Genomic DNA, 18,858 nt, shown 5'->3' on the forward strand with positions numbered 1-18,858 from the left:
GGTGCTTATAAATGTATAAGATAAAATGTGCTAATCCAAATTGTGATAGCGTACTTTCTACAAATAACAATCAGAAAATATTCTACTGTAGCTTTGGTTGCTCAGGTAAAGCATATCAATTAAAGCAAAATTATCCTCAAGAATATTGTGATAGTTACATGGTGAATGAAAAAGAGTTTTATAGAAATGTGAATACGCAAAGTGATTTTAGAACCAGATTCATTAAATCCTTAAATTCGTATTCTGACACTATTAATTATGGTAGAGGAAAGATAGACACTGTAATAAAATTTGCAATTAATTATTTGCAGCATCTAAAAGCAGATCTGGGTGAAGCATTAAATAACACCAATATAAATATTGATGTTTTCTACGTGAAAGAAGGACTATTTGCTGAAGTAAAATCCGTGAATATTTTTTACGCTTTTATAGAAGAAAAACTAAAATCATTATTATTTCGAACGATTTATTTCAAGATATTAATGGGGATATTGTATTGATGGATTATAAAATACATTCTTTAAAAGAGCTACCACGAAATATGGATGAGATGATGAGTGTATATTTAGAGTTAGCTTTCAAAGATAAATGCATTGTTGAGATGAATGACGCTGAATAAAATGACAAAATTAAAAGAGGGTTCAATGATTGAAAGAGTTGAAACCACCGACATTTACTGTTGGTGGTTTTTTTCGTCTCTAATATGAGTAATTACTTCTTCTACTTTACAACCTAGCTTATTGCAGATATCATCGATCACTTTTAAAGAAACTGGTTCATCCTTACTTAGTTTTGCTATTGTAGCAGATGATACTCCGATAGCCTCCTGTAAATCTGATTTAGACATTTTCATTTTATGTAACGTAGACATTAATGGCGCATAAGAAATCATTAAACCAACCACCTCATTTTCTATCTATATTTATATTATAAAGAAAATCTTTAAAAAGTTAAAGATATTTTTACAAAAGTATTGACTTTACCTTTAGAAGATATTATAATTTCTTTATAAAGTTAAAGAAAATCTTTAAAAAGAGGTGAATTATGAAAATTGATTTAAAAGAAATAAGATTAAGATTCCAAGTTGACGATCACTACGAGTATTATCCAATCGCTTATCTTTTTAATTACGAGATGTGTATTGCCTTCGATGATAAGCAAGTTTATCTCCATAGGGTTAATGAGGTGTTGTCAGGTATTTACGAGGAGACACCAACAACAAAGATAATAGTCCTAGGTGAGATAATGCGTGATGATAACACATACGAACAATATGCTGAACGGATTATCAGGCATATGTACAACACAAGCATATTTAGCTTTTTAACTCAAAAGTATATCTACATTGGGATGGATTATGTCGAGGATGATTGGCAGCTTACAAACGTATAGAGGGGATGGAGTTATCCTGTTCCCTCCTATAAAAGGTGAGATAAAATGGTACTAAAAGATAAGGAATTATTGGCTTATTTAAATTTATTGATTGTGGATTTTGAGGAGATGTTGAAGAAAGAGGAAGATAAGGCCTATCCAAATGGTTATTCCAAGGGTATGTTGCAAGGTCGAATTGATTCGTATAAACATGTCGCAGAAATATTGAATAATGAAAATCAGGATTATAGATTTTTGTTTCGTAATAAAAAATAAAGGGAGAGATTTAAATGAATTACATAAATGGCGAGATCACATTGAATATTGGATTTTTATCAGAGTCAAAAAGAAGTGAACTAGAACAGTTACTTATACATGCTGCTACAGGTGATTTGAAGTTTATTGTAGCTGGGGAAGAAGTATCTATAGATGTTAATGAAGTTGTTAGTGTAGATGTAAAAGCGTTTGATTATCATACTGAAGAAGAGATTTATGAGGATGATTTGGTGTATTAATGTGTTGAAAACTAGGTTCTAATACTTCGGAAGTTTTGAATGTGTCGGAATCTACTTCTGAACAATATATTATAGTAGAAACTAGTAAAAGATTAACCTTAAATAGTAGCTGAATTTTATTTTTACTAGACTTGTTGATTGATAAATGGTATATTTTTCTCAGCAGGAAAAGTACGTATTATTTTGATAAGAACCCTTGATATATCAACGTTTGGTTGTGTTTTCCTAGAAGCCGTCTCAGAAGAAAATTAACCAAATGATGAATGCGATGAATAAGCAACAACCTGGAAAATAACTTACGAACTATAGTTAGATAAAGTTACTAGGTTCAATTGCATATAGATAGAAACAGAGCAAACTTTATTTTTCGGTTCTTCATTGCAACTAAGAAATAGACCAAAGCTAAACTTTAGCTTTGGTCTATTTCTTTAGTCAGTATCATATTGTCGAATTCTCTGATATCACGTCACTTGTTTAATCCAAGTGTTAGCCTTTTATGCTTGTCTATTTAATGTGAGTCTGCTCTCGTAAAGACGATTATATTCATTTAATAAAGAATCTAACTCCTGACTATATTTTATGGCAGAAGCAGAGTTGAGGCCGTTTCTCATAGCGGTTTGTATCAGTTCTCGTCTTTTTTGTTCAATTAATAGTAGTAAGTCTTGTTTGTTCACGCACCTAAAACTCCTCTGCGATTTTGTTCTAACCATGAAGTAGTTTCTATTTTGTCCCAAATATACTTTTATTAATTATAGCGAATAATGGTAATTAATTCAAAAGAAACTTATGTAAAACTTTTTACATTCATTATACATTTCACCAAATGATTCAACGAGATTGATACAATATCGAAATAAAACTGGTGTTTAACGTGTGTGTTAAATGTTAGACACAAATTATTCAAAAAGATTAATTTCTTTTCTCATAATGTTTTGATAGAATGGGGAAGGAAAAAGGGGAAGGTATGGAGGTGTTGGTATGACTGATGTGAATTTTATTATTGCTCTTGGTGCAGGCTTTTTGAGTTTCATCTCGCCATGCTGTTTACCATTATATCCGGCATTTTTATCGTATATCACTGGAATGAGCGTAGGTGAATTAAAAACGGAGAATGCACTGCTACAAAAACGTAGTTTGATACATACGCTATGCTTTTTATTAGGATTTTCAATTGTGTTTATTGCCATCGGCTTTGGTTCTTCTTATATAGGTAACTTTTTTTATGAATATGCTGACCTCATCCGTCAAATTGGAGCCATTTTTATTGTTATATTTGGTCTAGTGATCTTAGGTTTACTTAAACCAGCATTTTTAATGAAAGAAAGGAGATTTGATTTTAAAAATCGACCGACTGGTTACTTCGGTTCAGTTTTAATAGGTTTAGCCTTTGCTGCTGGTTGGACACCTTGCTCTGGACCTATTTTAGCATCAGTTATTTTACTTTCAGCGACAAATCCTGGATCTGGCCTATTTTATATGATTGCCTATATTATTGGCTTTGCTGTGCCATTTTTAATATTGTCTTTCTTTATCGGTAAAATGAAATGGATTAAAAAACATAATGTAAAGATTATGAGAATTGGTGGGATTTTAATGATAGTAATGGGTGTCGTCTTGTTTTTTGATTGGATGACTGATATAATCTCCCTTCTCACTATGTTGACAGGTGGTTTTACTGGTTTTTAACAGTGATAATTGGATTAAAAAGCGAGGAAAACTCGCTTTTTGTTCCTTGCGAAAATTGTCGTTGGGTTTAAATTGAAATTATTAGAAAAATTAGATATATTGTAATGAGTGATATTACTTTGAAATCGTAGTTCTTTAATATGAGATGTTGTAGCGGATGTGTTTGGAGGAGGAATAATAGGTGGCAAAGATACTAGTAGTAGATGATGCAAAATTTATGAGGCTGACTTTAACAAATATATTAAAAAAAGCCAATCATGATATTGTGGGCGAAGCGGAGAATGGTAAACAAGCCATTGCTTTATATGAAGAATTAACACCAGACCTTGTGACAATGGATATTACAATGCCAGAGATGAGTGGATTAGAAGCAATGAGAAAAATTAGAGCTGAATACCCAACAGCTAGAATTGTTATGTGTTCAGCCATGGGTCAACAAAAAATGGTAGTAGAAGCGATCGAAGCTGGGGCAAAAGATTTTATCATCAAACCATTTGATGAAGTTAGAGTGATAGATGCAGTATCGCGAGTGTTATCTTAATATCATACATATAATTTACTATTGAATAGGAATTAGCTATAATAATAAGTGTCATTGATTTTATTGTAAAAGGATGTTTTTTATGGACATGGTGTTGTTGACATCAATTGGAGCTGTTTCTATGGCAGTATTAGCTATGTTCATCCGAATGAAGGCAGCTAATCATCCAGTCACGATTAAGAAGATAATTTTACCTCCCGTGTTTATGAGTACGGGGGCATTAATGTTTATTTTTCCCTATTTTCGCGTTACGCCAATTGAATTAATGGAAGCTGTTATAGTAGGGGCATTGTTTTCCTTAATATTAATCAAAACGACTAAATTTGAAAAGAAGGAAGACGAAATCTATTTAAAGAAATCGAAAGCGTTTATATTTATCTTAATAGGTTTACTTATTATTCGGCTCGTTGCCAAACTGATGCTAAGTTCGACTATAGACATAGGTGCACTTGCAGGAATGTTTTACTTATTAGCATTTGCGATGATTGTTCCATGGCGTATGGCAATGTTCGTTCAATTTCGCAAAATGGACAAAGCGGTAAATGTCAAACAAGTTAGATCAAGACCAACTACTTAACAAGAAAAGAAGCACCTTTAAGAGTGTCCTAACTTTTAAAGGTGCTTCTTTGTTATTGTGCAATTTCTGCTTCGTTTTAAAAAAGATGTTCATATGGTGTCATGTTGATTTCTTTTTGTGCCAATTTTTTTCTTAGAAATTTATGATCTTTTTTTGGAGTAGCAATTATGTAGCCGCGGATGAGAATTTCCTCTGTTATCTTTGTTGCTTTTTCCTTTACAGCTAATTCCCCAATTTTTCCAGCTATCTTTTGTCTGGCAACATCACGAAAAAGTTCTGGTACTGGACTAACGAGATCATTTAATAACTCTTTTTCTTGTTGTCCCCATAAATGCTGTGTTTGTCTTACGTAATATTCTTCCCAATCCATATCAGATTTACCGTCAGCTTTAGGCAGCCGTTTTAAAAACTTTCGGAACATAAAGAAACCACCAATGGACATAAGGATTACTAATATGACAACCCAAAAAAGTATAAACCACATAAACCAACCATCGAGCATGTTCTTTTCACCCTTACCGTTCTTATTCTCTCATTATTATAAGCCTTCTTATGCAATCAGACAAGCAAGCGTCACAGAAGAGGTTCGTTTTTCCCGATTTGTGAAAACAATGTGGCGTATTCCTTGTCGGTGATTAGTAATCGATGATCTAAATCATATGTTCTCAATACATATTCTTTTACACCTATAAATTCAGATTCAGTAATGACGAGAAAAGGGGTACCTTTTTGAAAATTTTGATAGTCTTTTAATAGACGTACTCTCTTCATGATTTCCCTCGCAAACTATAGTAAATAATTTACTTTCTATTATATTAAAATTTCTTGTTATTGTCGAAACTTGTCTAAAAATAAATCTTTTCTTTTAGTACAAATACTATTGCATATATTAATTATATTTTTTAGAATATACATATATTTCAGAAAATGGGAGGGGATCCATTGGATAACTTAGCGAAAGCGCATGACCAAAAGGAAGAGAATGTAGATTATGAGGTTGTGGCAAGTAGTTCAGCTTTTAAAAGTTTATTAAGTGCTAAGAAAGCCTTTTTAGTACCAATGATTATTTTTTTCATGCTCTTTTATTTTATGCTACCGATACTGACTTCGTTTACGAATGTGCTTAATCAACCGGCAATTGGTTCTATTACATGGACTTGGATGTATGCGTTTGCACAATTTGTGATGACTTGGGTTTTATGCATGATTTACGTTAAAAAAGCTGCAAAATTTGATAAAGATGCAGAACAAATCATTGAAAGTCATAAAACACAAGGAGAACGTTAATTATGAGTGGAATTGGTTTAACTTTATTCGTATTAATCGTAGCAATGACATTGGTGGTCACTTATTGGGCAGCAAAACGCACGAATACAGCAAGTGAGTTTTATACAGCCGGAGGGGGATTAACCGGTTGGCAGAATGGCTTAGCGATTGCTGGTGATTATTTATCAGCCGCTTCCTTTTTAGGTATTGCGGGCGCGATTGCATTATTCGGGTTTGATGGTTTCTTCTATTCTATTGGATACTTAGTAGCCTATTTAGTCGTATTATATATAGTTGCGGAACCACTTAGAAATTTGGGTAAATATACAATTGCTGATATGATTAGTGCCAGATTTAGTGAAAAGAAAGTTCGAGGAGTCGCAGCAATTAGTACGTTAACGATTGTTATTTTCTATATGATTGCTCAATTAGTTGGAGCTGGTGCACTTATACAATTATTGTTGGGTATTGATTACTGGATTGCTGTTGTAATCGTTGGTGTCATGATGACAACTTATGTTTTATTTGGCGGAATGACGGCAACTAGTTGGGTTCAAATTATTAAAGCAGCACTATTAATGATAGGAACAGTCATTATTTCATTCCTTGTATTAAAAGAGTTTAACTTTAATATTCTCGGTATGTTTGAGCAAATGAAAACGGTAACATCCCACGGTGAATCTTATTTAAACCCAGGTGTGAAATATACGAACGGTGTTGACACATTGTCAATGATGGTCGCTCTTGTATTAGGTACTGCTGGACTTCCTCATATTTTGATGAGGTTTTTCACAGTGAAAGATGCTAAAACAGCGAGAAGTTCTGTTGTCACAGCTACTTGGATTGTAGGAATATTCTATATCTTAACGATCTTCCTAGGATTTGGAGCTGCAGCGTTTGTAGGCTCACAAGATATCGTTGCAGCAAATGCAGCTGGTAATATGGCAGCACCTCTATTAGCTGAAGCACTTGGTGGAGACTTCCTAATGTCATTCGTTTCTGCCGTTGCTTTTGCAACCATTCTTGCCGTCGTTGCTGGGCTTGTGCTTTCAGGAGCTTCAGCCTTCGCACATGATATTTATGGGCAAATTATTAAAAAAGGTAAAGCAACTGAGAGAGAGCAAATGCTAGCCGCAAGATATGCTTCCATTGGTGTTTCTGTACTTTCGATTATTCTTGCCCTATTTGCGCAAACGTTAAATGTTGCCTTCTTAGTATCTTTAGCTTTCTGTGTGGCAGCAAGTGCGAACCTTCCAGTTATCATTTATACAATATACTGGAAGAAGTTCAACACAGCGGGTGCCATTTCAGGAATGGTTACCGGTCTCGTTACTGCACTTGTTCTAGTAGCTATTAGTCCAAGTGTATTGAGCCCTGAAGGAACAGCAATCCTTGTTGGTGATCCAATATTTCCATTAACCAACCCGGCAATCATATCAGTTCCAGCAGGATTTCTAGCAGCCTATATTGGTGCAGTTGTTTCAAATAAACGAGATGAGAAGAAATATGCTGAAGTAACTGTTAAAGCGAATACAGGTGTTAAATAATATTTTTAATACAACGCACAAGAGCGGCTTTCCATTAGAAAGTCGCTTTTCTTATATTTTGCGAAATAATGGTGGTGGGGATTTAATGGATATGGAAAGAATAGAAAATTTATCGAAGCCTGCACTTATATTAGATTTAGATGCTCTTGATCGAAACTGCCAGGTCATCGCAATGCATGCAAAAGGCAAAAAAATAAGAGTAGCAACAAAGTCTATTCGTTCCATTGATGTAATCAAGCGTATTTTAGCTTCAAATGAATGCTATCAAGGTATTATGACTTATTCTGCTGATGAGAGCTTAGTATTAGTGAAAGATGGTTTTAATGACATTTTGCTTGGATACCCAAGTATGGATGAAAATTCTCTAATGCTAATTGCTCGAGAGCATCCTAAAGAAATAACTGTCATGGTCGATTCTTTAGCGCATGTTGATTATTTAATAAAACTAGCAAAGTCTGTAAATGGCCAGTTTTCAATTTGTGTAGATATAGATATGAGTACAAATATTTTTGGATTTCATTTTGGGGTTCGACGTTCTTCTTTAAGGAGCTCCTCTGAGGTCCTAGCTATAGTAGAAGCTATTCATGCTAGTGATGTGCTTCACTGGAAGGGAATCATGGGATATGAAGCACAAATTGCTGGCGTTGGTGATAACGTCCCGCATTCATATGGGAAAAATACCATTATCCGTTTAATGAAACAAAAAGCAAAGCGAGAAGTAAAACGGAAGAGGGAAGCAATCATTACAGCTTTACTACAAAAAGGGTATACACCTGCTTTAGTGAATGGTGGCGGGACTGGTAGTATCCATTATACGGCAACAGACGAACAAGTGTCGGAAATTACTGTCGGGTCAGGCTTTTATTCACCACTTCTTTTTGATTATTATCAAGAGATTAAATATGAACCTGCTCTCTTCTTTGCCATACCTATTGTTCGTCAAGCGAAAGCGGATATATATACATGTCTCGGCGGAGGTTACATTGCTTCCGGTGTTACTGATCAAACGAAGATGCCACTTCCCGTATATCCATATGGCATGAGACTTTTATCAATGGAAGGTGCTGGCGAGGTGCAAACACCATTGTCTTATTCAAAAGAACGTTTATCCATAGGAAGTGCAGTTGTTTTTAGAGCTGCGAAAGCTGGGGAGGTATGTGAAAGGTTCACAGAGATTCATTGCTACTCGGAAAGTCAATCTACATCAACTGTAAAAACGTATAGAGGGGAAGGGATGTGTTTCCTATGAGAAAAACTTCGCTCGCATCTATCCGTAACTGGGCAGAAAATGTACAATTCAATGCTGAGCAACTATTTTTTCCACAAAGCATAGAGGATGTCATAAAAGTTATAAATAATGCAAGAAAGGAAAAGAAGAAGATTAGAGTGGTAGGATCTGGACATTCTTTCACAAATCTAATTCAAACCGAAGAGTGGTTCGTTTCATTAGACCGTTTATCAGGTATGATTTCTTTTGATGAGGACCAAGGTTTAGTAGAGGTATATGGTGGTACCAAATTATATGAAATCGGCAAATACTTAGGTGAGAAAGGTTGGGCCCAAGAAAACCTTGGTGATATAAATACGCAAAGTATTGCCGGCGCAATATCAACTGGTACACACGGGACAGGTATGAAATTCGGCAATATTTCTACACAAGTTGAAGAACTAGTGATGATTACAGCAGGAGGAGAGGAACTGTTAATCTCTCGTCAAGTAAACTCACAATTGTACGATGCATCGCTCGTTTCGTTAGGGTTGTTGGGCATCGTTGTAAAGGTGAAATTAAAGGTCATTCAAGCACCGACCTATGTTTATAAAAGTAGGAAAATACTTTATAGTGATTTAAAGTCTCATATTAGTTTATATATCCAACACAATCGCCATTTTGAATGCTTCTTATTCCCCTTTTCTAACCAAGTGCAAATAAAAACAATGAATATAACAGACAAGAAGCCGAGGAAAAGGAAATGGCGTAAGATGGAAAGTATGATAATGGAGAATTATATATTTGGTTTTCTATCTGTCTTATGTCGCAAATGGCCAAATCTAACGAAACCAGTTAGTCGTATAAGCGCAAAAGCCATTAGTGATAGTGAGCAATATGCGCCAAGTTATGATTTATTTGCTACTCCACGAAAAGTAAAGTTTGTTGAAATGGAGTATGCCATTCCGTTAGAGCATATGGTTGCTTGTCTCGATGAAATAAGGAAAAAGATAGAAGAGCAGCAATACAAGGTCCATTTTCCAATCGAATGTCGCGTCGTGCAAAGAGACAATATTTGGTTAAGCCCATCTTTTGGGAGAGATTCAGCTTATATTGCTTTTCATATGTTTAAAGGTATGCCATATGAAACCTATTTTAACGATATGGAAGCAATTATGAATAAGTATAATGGGCGTCCTCATTGGGGGAAGATTCATCAAGCAAAGCTTTCAGAGTTGACTCGTAAATACAGCCACCTAAGAGAATTCCTCATTTGGAGAGCAAAACTTGATCCAAACCATTTATTTGTCAATCCCTATTTGGCGAAGTTGTTTCATATTGAAAAGGGCAACATGTACGCGAAAGAAACAATGACAGAAAAGCCATGATTTTTCTAATATACGAAAGGGATATGGTAAGATAGTATTATCGAATCTACATTCAGGAGGATTCAGTCTATCTTGTCTAAAGAACTATTTCAAAAAGCTCAGGAATTTATTTATCAGTTTTACGAAGAAACAAGGCAAACAAAAGAACAAGCGGATAGAAGATTAAGTATGATATTTGATGAAATAGAATCAACTGGAACATATACGCAATTACAGGAAGAATTGGCTTATGGTAGCAAACTTGCATGGCGTAATAGTAATCGTTGTATAGGGCGTTTCTTTTGGGAAACACTTCAAGTCATCGATAAGAGATTATGTAACACAGAAGAGGAAGTAGCAAAGGCGCTTTTTGAGCACATAAAACTAGCGACGAATAGTGGGAAAATTAAACCTTTTATTACTGTATTTCCAAGTAACGAGAGTGATACAACCTTTCGTATATGGAATCACCAATTGATTAGATATGCTGGATATGACACCAAAGATGGTATATTAGGTGATTCATCTTCTATTGAATTTACAAAAAAGTGCATCGAGCTAGGGTGGGAGCCAACCTATAGTCATTTCGATATATTACCGCTTGTTATTCAAAAGAACAATGAAGAACCCAAATGGTTTACGATACCGACAGAATTAATTGTTGAGGTAGAAATCGAACACCCCGAATATACTTGGTTTAAAGAATTACAGTTAAAATGGTATGGAATCCCCATCATTGCTGATATGAAAATGGAAATAGGCGGTCTTATTTATGAAGCGGCACCTTTTAACGGTTGGTATATGGGGACAGAAATAGGTGCTAGAAATTTAGCAGATGAAGATAGGTACAATCAGTTACCTATTATAGCAGAATTGTTAGAGTTAAATATTCGCTCGAATGCTTCACTTTGGAAAGATCGTGCATTAATCGAATTAAATTTAGCTGTCATGCATTCTTTTCGACGGGCCGGAGTTAGTATTGTAGATCATCATACGGCTGCAGAACAATTCAAACAATTTGAAACGAAGGAAAGAAAACACAAGAGAGAAGTCACTGGAGATTGGACTTGGCTTATTCCCCCTTTATCACCAGCTACTACTCACATTTTTCATAAACCTTATAAAAATGTAAGTAAGTCACCCAATTTTTATTATCAGCATAAACCTTATTAAAAAAAGATAGATACTCTACCCTAAATGGTTAGAATATCTATCTTTTTTATGATGGGGAAGAAGTGTTGTGAACAATAGACTGAAGCCGTATTATACTACTTTTATTACATATTGAATCTGTCCGTTTTAATGTCTCTAAGGCACTATCAATAAGAAACTTCCTTGGTTTTTTTCTTAAAAGGAGTTCGTCTTGAATAAACTGTATCAATAATTCTTCGTCCTTAGTTAGTGCTTCCGTTTCTAAGATAAGTTCACATAAATACTTAATTTCATCCTGTGTTTCAGTACGTAACAAATCATTGATCTCTGTATCGATTAATGAAGGTGAGAATAGTTGAACTTCTTTTGTCGCAACTTGATTTGTCATTTCTACAATTCTCTCAACACTATATTGAACAACCTTAGTAATACTGACCGATGATTGGAATAATTCAGTATAATATTTGCTCAACTGATGAAGAATACCAAGGAAGATAATTGACATATCAAGAAGGTATGCTCGCCGATTCTCTCCAAACAGATCAATAAAACGGTAATAAATCCACTTAATTGTCTGGAGCTGACCTTTTCTTATAAATGCTTTAAGTTCTATGTCATCTGATATGAACATTTCATCAAATAAGGAGATGAGCTGATGTTTATGATTAAACATGACTTGCTGTTCCACTTGCTGCTTGAAAACATCAATACTTTGTGGGCTTTTGCCGATAAGTAAAGCATCTCTCTCCTTTTCCATCAGTTTGTAACTATCTTTAAAGATGGCCATTAGTAATTCTGCTTTTGATGAAAAGTAATTATAGAATGTACCTTTAGATATACCTGTATAAGATAATATATCTTGGATAGAAGTAGCTTGAAATCCTTTTTCAATAAATAATTCATGAGCTAAATGAATGACATGTAATTTTCTGTCCTTCAAAAAATATCACCTTATTTTTAAGTTTTAAATAATTAGTATCATAACATAAAATTCTCCTAAGAAAAAATTCGCAAAGCGAAATATAATGATTGCATTCACTAATCATATCAGTTATGATAAGTCCTACGTGAAATAGTGGTATAAACAATTGAACAATGTGTATAGGGAGGGGAAACAATGACCGCAAATCACCAAAATTCAAATACACCACCCTATGGATTATTAGCAATCCTAATGGTGGGTGCGTTTATTGCGTTTTTAAACAATACTCTATTAAATATCGCCTTACCATCAATCATGGAGGATTTGAATGTAGATACAGCTACTGTCCAGTGGCTAACAACTGGCTATATGTTAGTAAATGGGGTCTTAATCCCTGCAACTGCGTTCTTAATCCGTAAATATAGTGTTCGTATTTTGTTTTTATTTGCGATGCTTATGTTCACATTAGGAACATTTGTAGCTGGATTTGCCGATATTTTTAGCATGTTACTTATAGGAAGAATGATGCAGGCTTCTGGTTCGGCTATATTAATGCCTGTTCTAATGAATGTGATGCTCGTTTCTTTCCCTGTTGAAAAGCGTGGTTCTGCGATGGGGATATTTGGTTTAATATTAATGGCAGCCCCAGCGATAGGTCCAACATTGTCAGGGTGGATTGTCGAAAATTATGATTGGCGAATGTTGTTTCATTTTATTTCTCCAATTGCAATTATCGTTTTACTATTAGGCTTTATATGGTTAAGAGATAAAAAAGAAAAGCAATCAATTAAATTAGATTTTCTTTCATTATTATTGTCTAGTATTGGGTTTGGTGGTATTTTATATGGATTCAGCTCAGCAGGTAATGATGGATGGAGTGCTGCAAACGTTTATTTAACCATCATTGTCGGTGCTATTTCTCTATTCATTTTTATAATTAGACAAAACAAGCAAAAAGAACCAATGTTAAACTTTGGTGTTTTTCAATTTCCAATGTTTACTCTCTCAACGATTATTACAATGGTTGTGAATATGGCGATGTTCTCAGGGATGCTACTCATTCCTATCTATGTACAGAATATCCGAGGTATTGCCCCTTTTGATGCCGGTTTAATGATGCTGCCAGGTGCATTAGTAATGGCAGCAATGTCACCACTAACTGGAAAGTTATTTGATAAATTCGGTGGGAAAATATTAGCTTTAACCGGCTTAAGCATTATGACAATCTCGACTTTCTTTTTTAGTCGTCTTGGTATGGATACAGGAGCAATTCATATTATGGTATTACATACGATTAGAATGTTCGGTATGTCAATGGTAATGATGCCTGTGTCTACAAACGGTTTGAATCAATTACCACCACGGTTTTATCCCCATGGTACGGCGATGAATAATACACTTAACCAGGTATCTGGTGCCATTGGTACAGCGTTGCTTATTACAATTATGTCTAATAAAGCAAACGCAGTCGGAGAAGATTTAGCAAAAACTACTCTACGTGAAAATGGTGGAGGAGAACTATCTCAAGAAGCGATGATACAAATTGGGTTGCAATCTACATTAGACGGGATTAATTTTGCCTTTTTTGTTTCAACTTTTATTTCGGTTATCGCGTTGATTCTCGTCTTCTTTATGAAACGCTCAGTACCTGCAAAAGATCCCGAGGAACAGACTGAAGCATTAGAAACGGGACCTTTAAATGAAACAGAATCGTCAAGATGATAGAATAAAGTGACTGGAGATCCTCATCTCACAGTCATTTTTTTTGATTTTGTTAAAGTATGATTAATTGCATCTTTATACGAAATAATTGCGAATTTCTGATACCCGTGAAATAATAGGTACCATACATAATAGTTTTTATTAAAAGGAAGTGTTTTCTTTGAAAAAGATATATATTATTCACGAGAATGATGAATGGACAGACCATTTGACAAGAAGATTAGATGAATTACAAGTACCTTACGAAACATGGCACTTACATGAGGGAATAATTGATTTAAATTCTACACCACCAGAAGGTGTGTTTTATAATCGCATGAGTGCTTCATCTCACACGAGAGGGCATCGTTTCGCTCCAGAATTAGCAGCAAGTGTGATTACATGGTTAGAAAGTCACGGTAGACAAGTGTTAAATGGGAGTAACGCACTTTCGTTAGAGGTGAGTAAAGTGAAACAATATGCTCTACTAGAAAAAAGCGGGATTAAAACACCAAAAACAATTGGAGCAGTTGGGAAAGAAAATATTATAACTGCAGCTGAAAAAATAGGAACCACTCCTTTTATAACGAAACACAATCGTGCAGGAAAAGGTTTAGGTGTGCAGTTATTCCAAACAATCGATTCTTTAAGAACGTATGTTAATAGCAATTCCTTCGAAGAACCTGTTGATGGGATTACTCTTATTCAGCAATATATAAAATCGGAGGATCAGATAATTACAAGGGCAGAGTTCATTGGCGGGAAGTTTTATTATGCTGTAAATGTTGATACTTCAGAAGGCTTTGAATTATGTCCGGCAGATGCTTGTCAAATTGGCGATGCTTTTTGTCCAGTGGGAGAAGAGCCACAGATACGTCCTAAATTCGAAATTACTGAAGAAGTGGATACTGAACAAATGGTTAAATATGAGAAATTTCTTGAATATGCAGGAATTGATGTAGCAGGGATTGAATTTATAAAAGATGGTGATGGTAACGTTTATACGTATGACATCAATACAAATACGAATTATAATGCAGACGCTGAAGCAATTGCAGGTAAATACGGCATGTTACAACTAGCAACGTTTTTGAAGGAACAGTTGAAGCTAGCATAATTCATGTTAGCCATCATATACTAATGAAGCTAGTCCATTTTTCTATGAACAGTTCTAAATAGAATGACATATGCTAATTCAAAATGTGTATGTCAGTAATACTGAAATGTTAGGTAATACATCTAAGGGCTGCTTAATTTTAAGCAGCTCTTGATTATGGAGGACTTTAAGGTTATTTCTTGACATTTGCTCAAAAAAGAGTATATTTATAACTCGTGATAGCGTTAAGTTTAAAGAAAAATTTACATTGTCATAGAACGTTCATAATTATCGACTATAATCATAATATGCTATTGTTCAATACAAACGAGGAGAGTAGTTGGTAAGAAAAGGGTTTTTATTACCAATTGCTTATAGAATTTTTTTAAAAGCATGTTATAATAATGTGCTAGAAGGTAGGTGCAATAATGGATAATTTATCTAAAAAAGGTCAAAGTTTATTCTTCGATAAATATATTGGCTTCTTTATGTTAGCTGTATTCTTCCTTTGGATGAAAACGTATATAACACAATTAACTCAATTTAATCTCGGGGTTGACAGCCCAATACAGCAATTTCTCTTATTTTTAAATCCTTTAGGGTCATCGTTGATCTTTCTTAGTTTAGCTTTATTTTTTAAAGGAAGACGAAAGTATATTGCGACATTAGTGATATACAGCATAATGTCATTCTTGTTATATGCGAATGTGGTATATTATCGTTCATTTACGGATTTTATTACATTACCAACATTAACAATGACACAGAACTTTGCAGATGTTAGTAAAAGTGTAACCACTCTACTACGCCCATATGATTTCTTATTCTTCATAGACATCCTTTTCTTAATTGGTCTATTAGCATTTAAATTTGTTAAGATCGAGAAGAAAGATTATGGTAAGAGACGCATGGTTGCCGTATTATCTTTAGGGTTAGCAATCTCATGTGCAAACCTAGGACTGGCTGAAGCAGATCGACCACAATTATTAACACGTGGGTTTGATAGAAACTATATTGTTAAATATCTCGGTATGTACAATTATACTATTTATGATGCAGTACAAAGTACGAAAGCATCAGCTCAAAGGGTTATGGCAGATAGCAATGATACAACCGAAGTCGTGAACTTTACGCAATCTAATTATGCTGAACCAAATCCAGAAACATTCGGTATTGGGAAGGATATGAATGTGATATATCTTCACTTGGAATCCATTCAAACTTTCTTAATGAACTATGAATTGCATGGAGAAGAAGTTACACCATTTCTCAATTCATTAATTGAAGAAGAAAACACAACTTATTTTGATAACTTCTTCCATCAAACAGCTCAAGGAAAAACAGCTGATGCAGAATTTATGCTTGAAAACTCGTTGTACGGGTTACCACAAGGTTCTGCTTTTACTACAAAAGGAATGAATACATTCCATGCAGCACCAGCCATTTTAAAAGAAAAAGGCTATACGTCTGCAGTATTCCATGGAAATAATGGGACATTCTGGAACAGGAATGAGATATATAAAGGATTTGGCTATGACCGTTTTTATGATGCAAGTTATTTTGATATGAATTCAGATAACTTAACTGACTATGGATTAATGGATAAACCATTCTTTGAGCAATCAGAAGCTTATTTGGATGAATTACCACAACCTTTCTATTCGAAGTTTATTACCGTAACTCATCACTATCCGTATCCATTAGATGAAGAAGAAGCGACAATTGATAAACATACAACTGGCGATCCATCTGTGGATAATTATTTCCAAACGGCAAGATATGCGGATGAAGCACTTGAAGAGTTCTTTAATTATCTTAAAGAATCAGGACTCTATGATAATTCAATTATCGTTATGTATGGTGACCATTATGGAATTTCAAGTAGCCATAAGAAAGCAATGGAACAAGTATTAGATACAGAGTATAATGATTTTCTTGATACAAGTTTACAACGTGTGCCTTTATTCATTCGTGTCCCAGGGATGGAAGGTGGAACGAACCATGAATATGCAGGCCAAATTGATTTAAAACCAACGTTATTACATTTACTTGGTATCGATTCGAAAGAGTATATTCACTTTGGAACTGATATTTTCTCAAAAGAACATGATGATTTAATACCGTTTAGAAATGGAGATTTTGTTAGTCCAACAATTACAGCTATCGGTGGAAAATATTACGATTCAAATACAGGTGAACTAATAGAAGATGAAGAAGTTATTGCAAAAGGCGATGAGATGAATGAAAATGTTGAGCAAAAGCTCGCATATTCAGATAAAGTCGTCAATGCTGATTTACTTCGATTCTATGAACCAGAGAATTTCACTCCTGTAAATCGATCAGATTATGATTATGCCGACTTTAAAAAGTTGTTTACTGACACTGAATCAAGTACAAACTCAAACGATATGATTAGAGAATAAAAAGAGGAGCCATTAGTGCTCCTCTTTTTATTATTTCACGTTATTTTTTCAAAAACTATTGAATTTTTTAAAAATTTTAATTATTATATAATATATAAACCAATGACAGTAATTACCTTACTGCAAAAATGGTTTCCCTTTTTGAATTGTGAATATGAAAATCATTGACAATGATTCACTTGATTTTTCTTGCCGAAAAACAAGCCGTGAATAGGAGTCAGTAGAGTAAACTTTTCGGAGGAAAGTTTATTTTGCTGACTCTATTTTATTGTTGTAGAAATGGAGTGTATAAAAGATGGGGCTTGCATTAGAAGGGGTTAAGATTATCGACCTATCACGGGTGTTAGCAGGACCATTCTGTACGATGATACTTGGTGATTTAGGTGCAGAAGTCATTAAAATTGAACATCATCAGAATGGAGATGAAACAAGATTCTGGGGACCTCCTTTTGTTGAAGGTGAAAGCGCTTATTATTTATGTGCAAACAGAAATAAAGAGAGTATGACATTGAACTTAAAAGCTGAAGAAGGGAAGGAGGTTTTTCGTCAATTAGTAAAAGACGCTGATATCGTAGTACAGAATTTTAAGACTGGTACATTAGATAAATGGGGACTTGGATACGAGCAGTTAAATGAATGGAACAGTAAAATTATTTTAGCTTCTATTACAGGGTTTGGTCAAAGTGGCCCATATAAAGATCTACCTGGGTATGATTACATCATTCAAGCAATGAGTGGTTTAATGAATATTACCGGAGAGGAAGCTGGCTCACCAATGAAAGTTGGTGTTGCCATTTCTGATGTGATTACAGGATTATATACTTGTATTGGAATATTAAGTGCATTACAACACCGTCAGCACACTGGAGAAGGTCAAGAGATTGATATAGCATTATTAGATTGTCAAATATCGGCTTTAGTTAATGTAGCGAGTAATTATTTGGTCGGTCAAACAGAACCTAAGCGGTTAGGTAATCGCCATCCAAATATAGCCCCATATCAAGTATTTACGGTGGCTGATGGAGAAATGGTCATTGCTGTTGGCAACGATCAACAATTTGCCCGTTTCTGTAATATTTTAGAATTAGCTGAGTTGATAAACGATAAACGGTATGCCACCAATCGTAGTCGCGTTGAAAATCGTAGTTCGCTAATACCAATTCTTCAACGAGAGTTGTTAAAAAATTCAAAACAAAATTGGAAGCGTTTATTTGATGAACATGCGATTCCAAACGGTCCAATTCATACAATTAGCGAAATGTTTAATGATCCACAAGTTCTGGCAAGAGAGATGGTGATAGAGGGCAATCATCCTCATATACCGTCGTTGAAATTAACAGGTTCTCCATTAAAGCTGTCAAAATCTCCGGTCAAAGTAAGACATCATCCGCCGCTTTATGGGGAACAGACAGCCGAAATATTACAGAGAGTGGGATATACCAGAGCTGAAATAAAAGAAATGAAAAAAAATCAAGTGATATAGGAGG

22 protein-coding genes are annotated in these 18,858 nt (G+C 34.6%); 17 read left to right on the forward strand and 5 right to left on the reverse strand.

Annotation, left to right across the window (positions count from 1 at the left end; genetic code table 11):
• Positions 1 to 11: 11 nt before the first annotated feature.
• Positions 12 to 500, forward strand: coding sequence for a hypothetical protein (locus MKY26_RS04870; RefSeq protein WP_341092271.1), 489 nt, complete (start codon positions 12 to 14; stop codon positions 498 to 500).
• Entirely contained in the window at positions 497 to 619 is a 123-nt protein-coding gene (locus MKY26_RS04875; RefSeq protein ID WP_341092277.1) for a hypothetical protein, read from the forward strand. Before MKY26_RS04870 ends, MKY26_RS04875 begins: the two co-directional genes overlap by 4 nt.
• A 54-nt stretch (positions 620 to 673) precedes the next feature.
• On the opposite strand, the gene MKY26_RS04880 is transcribed toward MKY26_RS04875, so the two are convergent.
• Positions 674 to 892 carry a helix-turn-helix domain-containing protein gene (locus tag MKY26_RS04880; protein ID WP_341092280.1) on the reverse strand — a complete coding sequence of 73 codons (219 nt, stop codon included), beginning with the start codon at positions 890 to 892 and terminating at the stop codon, positions 674 to 676.
• 152 nt (positions 893 to 1,044) lie between these two features.
• On the opposite strand from MKY26_RS04880, the gene MKY26_RS04885 reads away from it, so the two are divergent.
• The 3 genes from MKY26_RS04885 to MKY26_RS04895 are packed head-to-tail and all read left to right on the forward strand — an operon-like array spanning position 1,045 to position 1,886.
• Positions 1,045 to 1,392 (forward strand): hypothetical protein, encoded by a 348-nt coding sequence (locus tag MKY26_RS04885; RefSeq protein ID WP_341092282.1) that lies wholly within the window; start codon positions 1,045 to 1,047, stop codon positions 1,390 to 1,392.
• Between the two features lie 45 nt (positions 1,393 to 1,437).
• Positions 1,438 to 1,647, forward strand: a complete 210-nt coding sequence (locus tag MKY26_RS04890) for a hypothetical protein (RefSeq protein ID WP_341092285.1) — start codon at positions 1,438 to 1,440, stop codon at positions 1,645 to 1,647.
• A gap of 14 nt (positions 1,648 to 1,661) precedes the next feature.
• The gene (locus MKY26_RS04895) at positions 1,662 to 1,886 is read left to right on the forward strand and encodes a hypothetical protein (RefSeq protein ID WP_341092289.1); all 225 of its coding nucleotides are present in this window, start codon (positions 1,662 to 1,664) and stop codon (positions 1,884 to 1,886) included.
• A 494-nt stretch (positions 1,887 to 2,380) separates the two neighbouring features.
• Here the strand turns inward: MKY26_RS04895 and MKY26_RS04900 are convergent, their stop codons facing one another.
• The gene (locus MKY26_RS04900) at positions 2,381 to 2,560 is read right to left on the reverse strand and encodes an aspartyl-phosphate phosphatase Spo0E family protein (RefSeq protein ID WP_095369429.1); all 180 of its coding nucleotides are present in this window, start codon (positions 2,558 to 2,560) and stop codon (positions 2,381 to 2,383) included.
• 304 nt (positions 2,561 to 2,864) lie between these two features.
• Between MKY26_RS04900 and MKY26_RS04905 the strand changes: the two genes are divergently transcribed.
• The 3 genes from MKY26_RS04905 (at position 2,865) to MKY26_RS04915 (ending at position 4,690) form a co-directional block, all read left to right on the forward strand.
• Positions 2,865 to 3,572 (forward strand): cytochrome c biogenesis CcdA family protein, encoded by a 708-nt coding sequence (locus MKY26_RS04905; RefSeq protein ID WP_095369428.1) that lies wholly within the window; start codon positions 2,865 to 2,867, stop codon positions 3,570 to 3,572.
• A 181-nt stretch (positions 3,573 to 3,753) separates the two neighbouring features.
• Positions 3,754 to 4,113, forward strand: coding sequence for a response regulator (locus MKY26_RS04910; protein WP_095369427.1), 360 nt, complete (start codon positions 3,754 to 3,756; stop codon positions 4,111 to 4,113).
• An 82-nt stretch (positions 4,114 to 4,195) separates the two neighbouring features.
• Positions 4,196 to 4,690 carry a CcdC family protein gene (locus MKY26_RS04915; RefSeq protein ID WP_095369426.1) on the forward strand — a complete coding sequence of 165 codons (495 nt, stop codon included), beginning with the start codon at positions 4,196 to 4,198 and terminating at the stop codon, positions 4,688 to 4,690.
• A 76-nt stretch (positions 4,691 to 4,766) separates the two neighbouring features.
• On the opposite strand, the gene MKY26_RS04920 is transcribed toward MKY26_RS04915, so the two are convergent.
• The gene (locus MKY26_RS04920) at positions 4,767 to 5,192 is read right to left on the reverse strand and encodes a DUF2621 domain-containing protein (RefSeq protein WP_095369425.1); all 426 of its coding nucleotides are present in this window, start codon (positions 5,190 to 5,192) and stop codon (positions 4,767 to 4,769) included.
• 71 nt (positions 5,193 to 5,263) lie between these two features.
• The gene (locus tag MKY26_RS04925) at positions 5,264 to 5,461 is read right to left on the reverse strand and encodes a hypothetical protein (RefSeq protein WP_341092293.1); all 198 of its coding nucleotides are present in this window, start codon (positions 5,459 to 5,461) and stop codon (positions 5,264 to 5,266) included.
• A gap of 171 nt (positions 5,462 to 5,632) precedes the next feature.
• Here MKY26_RS04925 and MKY26_RS04930 point away from each other — a divergent pair, with 171 nt between their 5' ends.
• The 5 genes from MKY26_RS04930 (at position 5,633) to MKY26_RS04950 (ending at position 11,250) form a co-directional block, all read left to right on the forward strand.
• Positions 5,633 to 5,977: a DUF485 domain-containing protein gene (locus tag MKY26_RS04930; RefSeq protein ID WP_233435262.1), complete on the forward strand. Its 345-nt coding sequence runs from the start codon at positions 5,633 to 5,635 to the stop codon at positions 5,975 to 5,977.
• A gap of 2 nt (positions 5,978 to 5,979) precedes the next feature.
• Complete coding sequence (locus MKY26_RS04935) at positions 5,980 to 7,503, forward strand: solute symporter family protein (protein ID WP_095369422.1); 1,524 nt, start codon at positions 5,980 to 5,982, stop codon at positions 7,501 to 7,503.
• An 85-nt stretch (positions 7,504 to 7,588) separates the two neighbouring features.
• On the forward strand, positions 7,589 to 8,752 hold the full coding sequence (locus tag MKY26_RS04940; RefSeq protein WP_340974652.1) for an alanine racemase: 1,164 nt from the start codon (positions 7,589 to 7,591) through the stop codon (positions 8,750 to 8,752).
• Positions 8,749 to 10,098, forward strand: a complete 1,350-nt coding sequence (locus tag MKY26_RS04945) for a D-arabinono-1,4-lactone oxidase (RefSeq protein ID WP_341092298.1) — start codon at positions 8,749 to 8,751, stop codon at positions 10,096 to 10,098. Before MKY26_RS04940 ends, MKY26_RS04945 begins: the two co-directional genes overlap by 4 nt.
• Positions 10,099 to 10,170: 72 nt before the next feature.
• Positions 10,171 to 11,250, forward strand: a complete 1,080-nt coding sequence (locus tag MKY26_RS04950; protein ID WP_095369420.1) for a nitric oxide synthase oxygenase — start codon at positions 10,171 to 10,173, stop codon at positions 11,248 to 11,250.
• Positions 11,251 to 11,296: 46 nt separating this feature from the next.
• Here MKY26_RS04950 and MKY26_RS04955 read toward each other — a convergent pair whose 3' ends face one another.
• Positions 11,297 to 12,169 (reverse strand): TetR/AcrR family transcriptional regulator, encoded by an 873-nt coding sequence (locus tag MKY26_RS04955; protein WP_341092303.1) that lies wholly within the window; start codon positions 12,167 to 12,169, stop codon positions 11,297 to 11,299.
• Between the two features lie 177 nt (positions 12,170 to 12,346).
• Between MKY26_RS04955 and MKY26_RS04960 the strand changes: the two genes are divergently transcribed.
• From MKY26_RS04960 to MKY26_RS04975, 4 genes are all read left to right on the forward strand, one after another.
• Positions 12,347 to 13,873, forward strand: coding sequence for a DHA2 family efflux MFS transporter permease subunit (locus MKY26_RS04960; RefSeq protein WP_095369418.1), 1,527 nt, complete (start codon positions 12,347 to 12,349; stop codon positions 13,871 to 13,873).
• A gap of 160 nt (positions 13,874 to 14,033) precedes the next feature.
• Positions 14,034 to 14,969 (forward strand): ATP-grasp domain-containing protein, encoded by a 936-nt coding sequence (locus MKY26_RS04965; RefSeq protein ID WP_095369417.1) that lies wholly within the window; start codon positions 14,034 to 14,036, stop codon positions 14,967 to 14,969.
• A 407-nt stretch (positions 14,970 to 15,376) separates the two neighbouring features.
• Positions 15,377 to 17,371 (forward strand): LTA synthase family protein, encoded by a 1,995-nt coding sequence (locus MKY26_RS04970; RefSeq protein ID WP_095373470.1) that lies wholly within the window; start codon positions 15,377 to 15,379, stop codon positions 17,369 to 17,371.
• A gap of 295 nt (positions 17,372 to 17,666) precedes the next feature.
• Positions 17,667 to 18,854, forward strand: a complete 1,188-nt coding sequence (locus MKY26_RS04975) for a CaiB/BaiF CoA transferase family protein (protein ID WP_328199186.1) — start codon at positions 17,667 to 17,669, stop codon at positions 18,852 to 18,854.
• Positions 18,855 to 18,858: the final 4 nt, after the last annotated feature.

Source organism: Cytobacillus sp. FSL R7-0680 (genome assembly GCF_038009245.1).
GTDB classification, from domain to species: Bacteria; Bacillota; Bacilli; order Bacillales; family Cytobacillaceae; genus Cytobacillus; species Cytobacillus kochii.